4 protein-coding genes are annotated in these 3734 nt (G+C 63.8%); 2 read left to right on the top strand and 2 right to left on the bottom strand.

The features are described from left to right. Positions 1-154 precede the first annotated feature (154 nt). Positions 155-1162, top strand: a complete 1008-nt coding sequence (locus tag ACYVDE_RS17120) for a hypothetical protein (protein WP_460502765.1) — start codon at positions 155-157, stop codon at positions 1160-1162. Positions 1163-1353: 191 nt separating this feature from the next. Beyond that, complete coding sequence (locus ACYVDE_RS17115) at positions 1354-2466, top strand: cytochrome-c peroxidase (protein WP_460502764.1); 1113 nt, start codon at positions 1354-1356, stop codon at positions 2464-2466. Between the two features lie 515 nt (positions 2467-2981). Here ACYVDE_RS17115 and ACYVDE_RS17110 read toward each other — a convergent pair. Then, a complete protein-coding gene (locus ACYVDE_RS17110) occupies positions 2982-3392 on the bottom strand; it encodes a hypothetical protein (RefSeq protein WP_460502763.1) in 411 nt (136 codons plus the stop codon). Positions 3393-3547: 155 nt separating this feature from the next. Then, positions 3548-3734: T9SS type A sorting domain-containing protein (locus ACYVDE_RS17105; RefSeq protein WP_460502762.1), on the bottom strand; the 187-nt coding region annotated here is incomplete at its 5' end.

Raw genomic sequence — 3734 nt, 5'->3', positions numbered from 1 at the left:
GGCGGGCCGCTGGGCATTCCGCTCACCACCGCCGAGCAGGCCGACCTGCTGGCCTTCCTGAACACGCTCACCGACGACGCTTTTGTGCGCGACCCGCGCCTGGCCGAGCAGCCGTAGGGACCGGCTGGGGTGTGGCTCACTTCAATTTATTCAAATGACAACCAAACAATTACTCCTGCTAACCGGCCTGCTGCTGGGGCTGGCCGGCCCCGGCCGGGCCTGCGACATCTGCGGGTGTTTCATGGGCATTACGCCCTACGACAACCAGAGCAGCTTCAGCCTGATGCACCGCTACCGCATTTTCAACGGCTACCACGCGCTGGGGCAGTCGCCGCAGTTTTTTCCGGCCGGGGCGCGGCCGTTTTTTCCCTCGCCCCTGAACGGCGACAACGGCTACCAGCACAGCCATCACGGCGACCCAACTGATTTTGAAGCCTTTCGAGTGGTGGAGCTACGGGCCAAATACTTTCTGGCGCGGCGCGTCGAGCTGAACGCCTTCGTACCCTACGTGATGAACACCTCGCAGATAAACGGCCGGCAGCTCAACGCTTCGGGCCTCGGCGACGTGACGGTATTTGCCGGCTACCACCTCATCCGGGCCATCGAGACGGCGGGCGTGCAGAGCCGGCTCATCGTGGGCGGCGGCGTGAAACTGCCCACCGGCGCCTACGACCGCCGCAACCCCAGCGGCGTGCGCTACGCCCTGCTGAACCAGGTGGGCACCGGCACCACCGACGGCTTCGTGTACGCCAACTATATTGGCAGCTACCGCAGCTTCGGGCTGAGCGTGAACAGCAGCTACCGCCGGGCTACTGAAAATAAATTTCGCAACAGCCTGGCCCCCAGCACGGCCACCTACGCCAGCCTGTTCTACCGCGTGCCGCTGGGCGAGAACTGGCAGCTATACCCCTCGGCACAATTCTTTTACGAGAAAACCAAGGGCGAAATGCTGGAAGGCCAGCTTACCGGCGAGCACGCGATGAACAACGCGCTGCTGGGCCCGGGGCTCGACGTGTATTACAAGAACTTCTCGCTGAACACCGGCTTCCAGCTGCCCATCTACACCGCCGAAACCGACCACCCGGCCAGCGCGGGCCGCCTGGTGCTGTCGGTGGGCTACAGCTTTAACCAGACCAAGTACCTGCTGGGCCGCAAGAGCTAGAGGAGGTGAAACATCCGCAGAAAGAACGTCATGCTGAGCTTGTCGAAGCAGCTCTACTGCGCAAGTAATCAGCAATAGTATTAAGGTAGAGCTCCTTCGACAAGCTCAGCATGACGTTCTTTCGATATTATTTCCCAATAACCACCAGACCCACCGGGCATTATTATCTTCACGAAATTGTTAGGTGCGCGATGAAATCACTACTCGTCTTCGGATTGGGCCTGTTGCTGGGGCTGGCTGGCTGTAAGGCCGACTCGGACCCCGTTATCCCCACCGACCCCAACGGTTCGGTAGCACCGCCCACGCCTTACACGCTGACGGTACCGGCCAAATTCCCGGCCCTGCCCGCCGCCCCGGCCGACAATCCGCTCACGGTGGAGGGCGTGGCCCTGGGCCGGCAGCTGTTCTACGAAACGGCGCTATCGGTTGACAACTCGATTTCGTGCGCCTCGTGCCACCGCCAGGAAAAGGCTTTCACCGACGGGCGGGCGCTGTCGCAGGGCGTGAACGGCGGGGTGACGACGCGCAGCGCCATGTCGCTGGCCAACCTGCTCTGGGAGCCCAAGCTGACCTGGGACGGAGGCGCCACCAGCCTCGAAACGCAGGCCCGCATTCCGATTGAAAAAACGGTCGAGATGCACCAGTCACTGGCCGCGGGCGTGGCCCGGCTGCAAGCCAATGCCACGTATCCGCCGCTGTTCCGCAAGGCGTTTGGCAGCAGCACCATCACCGAGGCCAACACCCTCAAGGCCCTGGCCCAGTTCGAGCGCACCCTGATTTCGGGCAACTCGCGCTACGACCAGTTTCGGGCCGGCAACCGCACCGCCCTCAGCAGCTTCGAGCAGCAGGGCCTGGTGCTGTTCACCACGCACCCCGACGGGCCGGCCGGCGTGCGCGGCGGCAATTGCAGCGACTGCCACGGCGAGCCGCTGTTCACCGACCACGCCTTCCGCAACAACGGCCTCGACGCTACCTTCACCGACCTGGGCTTTGGCGGCATCACCGGCCAGCCCACCGACAACGGGAAATTTCGGGTGCCGAGCCTACGCAACATCGCCCTCACGGCGCCCTACATGCACGACGGCCGCCTGGCCACCCTCGAAGCCGTGCTCGACCATTACAACGAGCACGTGGTGGTGAGCAGCCCCAACATCGACCCGCTGCTGCTCAACGGCAGCAACGACCCGCGCGGCCCCGGCCACCCGCTGAGTTTGACCACCACGGAAAAGGCCCAGATTGTGGCGTTTCTGCGCACGCTCACCGACTCCACGTTCATCCGCGACCCACGCTTTGCTAAGCCCTGATGCAGTGCATTTGGGTAAGCTGAACGCTGGAAACACGGTGCCCGGGCCTGCGTAAGGCCGCCAGCACCATCCTCTTTCCCAGCGACGAGCATTCACCTCAATCCGCAAGCCGTGGCCTACGCCCGCCGCCAGATTCAGGACGGCAAAACCAAGAACGACCAGGGCTGCCGGGGCCTGCAAAACCCTGATTCGCATCAGGAAAACGCCTTCCTCGCCAAACACGAGATGGAGGAATCCGCCAGCTGGCACCTGGCCTCGACAAAAGCAAGGGCCCCGATACCAAAGGCGCCTACAAATTTCCCTACGGCGACTTCGAAACCGTGCACCGCGACGGTCTGCTGGCCGCTAGGGAGCGCGCCGCCCAGCAGGGCTACCCCGCCATTGAGAAGGCCGCCGACGAGTTGCTGACGCTGCTAGCAAAGCAGGCGCAGTAGCTCCGGTTAGCCGTTCCTGAAAGCCCCGGCCGCGTGTGCAGCCGGGGCTTTCAGGTTTTACGGCAATGCCCCCTTAACTTCTCAATTCTTCAGAAACGAATGTGCCTCGGCGGCTTCGCCAAAGTTCTTGTACTGCACGTTGCCCGGCAGCACGCCCACTTGTATCTGGCCCACGGCCAAGCGCGCAAATACATCGAGCGGCAGCAGCGTGGCCACCCGCACATGGGTGGGCCGGGCCACCCGGCGGCCCTGCCAGTGCTCCACTACCCAGGCCTTTTCCTCGTCGGTGAGCGGGGCCATCAGGCGGGTGTCGGAGAGCAGGCTGGTCCAGTTCCGGCGCAGCAGCAGCGCCCCGGCCTGCGTGAGCATAGCCGCAATGGCGCCCGCCGGCCGCTTGCCCGCCTGGTAGCGGATAAGGGCATACCCGGCCGGGTGCTCAAACAATTCGCCGGCTTCATTCGCAAAAACAGCAGTCAGAGTGGTTTCAGGCATGGCTAACAATGGGCGGGCAAAGGTAGCCGGCAAATGCCAACGGTTCAGCTTGGCCACACGCACACCTTGGCCCACGCGCTGGCATCCTTCCCAAAAACAAACCGGCCCCCGGTCCACTCAAGGACCGGGGGCCGGTTACACCAAGGCCGGGGTGCTTACTGCACCACCAGCTTCTTCACTACTACGCCCGAAGTGGTGTTGAGGTGCAGCGTGTACACGCCCGTGGCCAGGTTTGCCAGGTCGAGGCGATGCGCGGCCGCGCCCTGGGCGGGCAGCAACTGGGTACGCACCGTGCGGCCCAGGGCATCAACCAGCTCGGCGGCTACCGCTACGCGGCCCAGC

It is taken from the genome of Hymenobacter agri (genome assembly GCF_054778495.1).
Note: the sequence above shows the minus strand (reverse complement) of the source record. Positions and strands in the feature narration are given on the sequence as shown.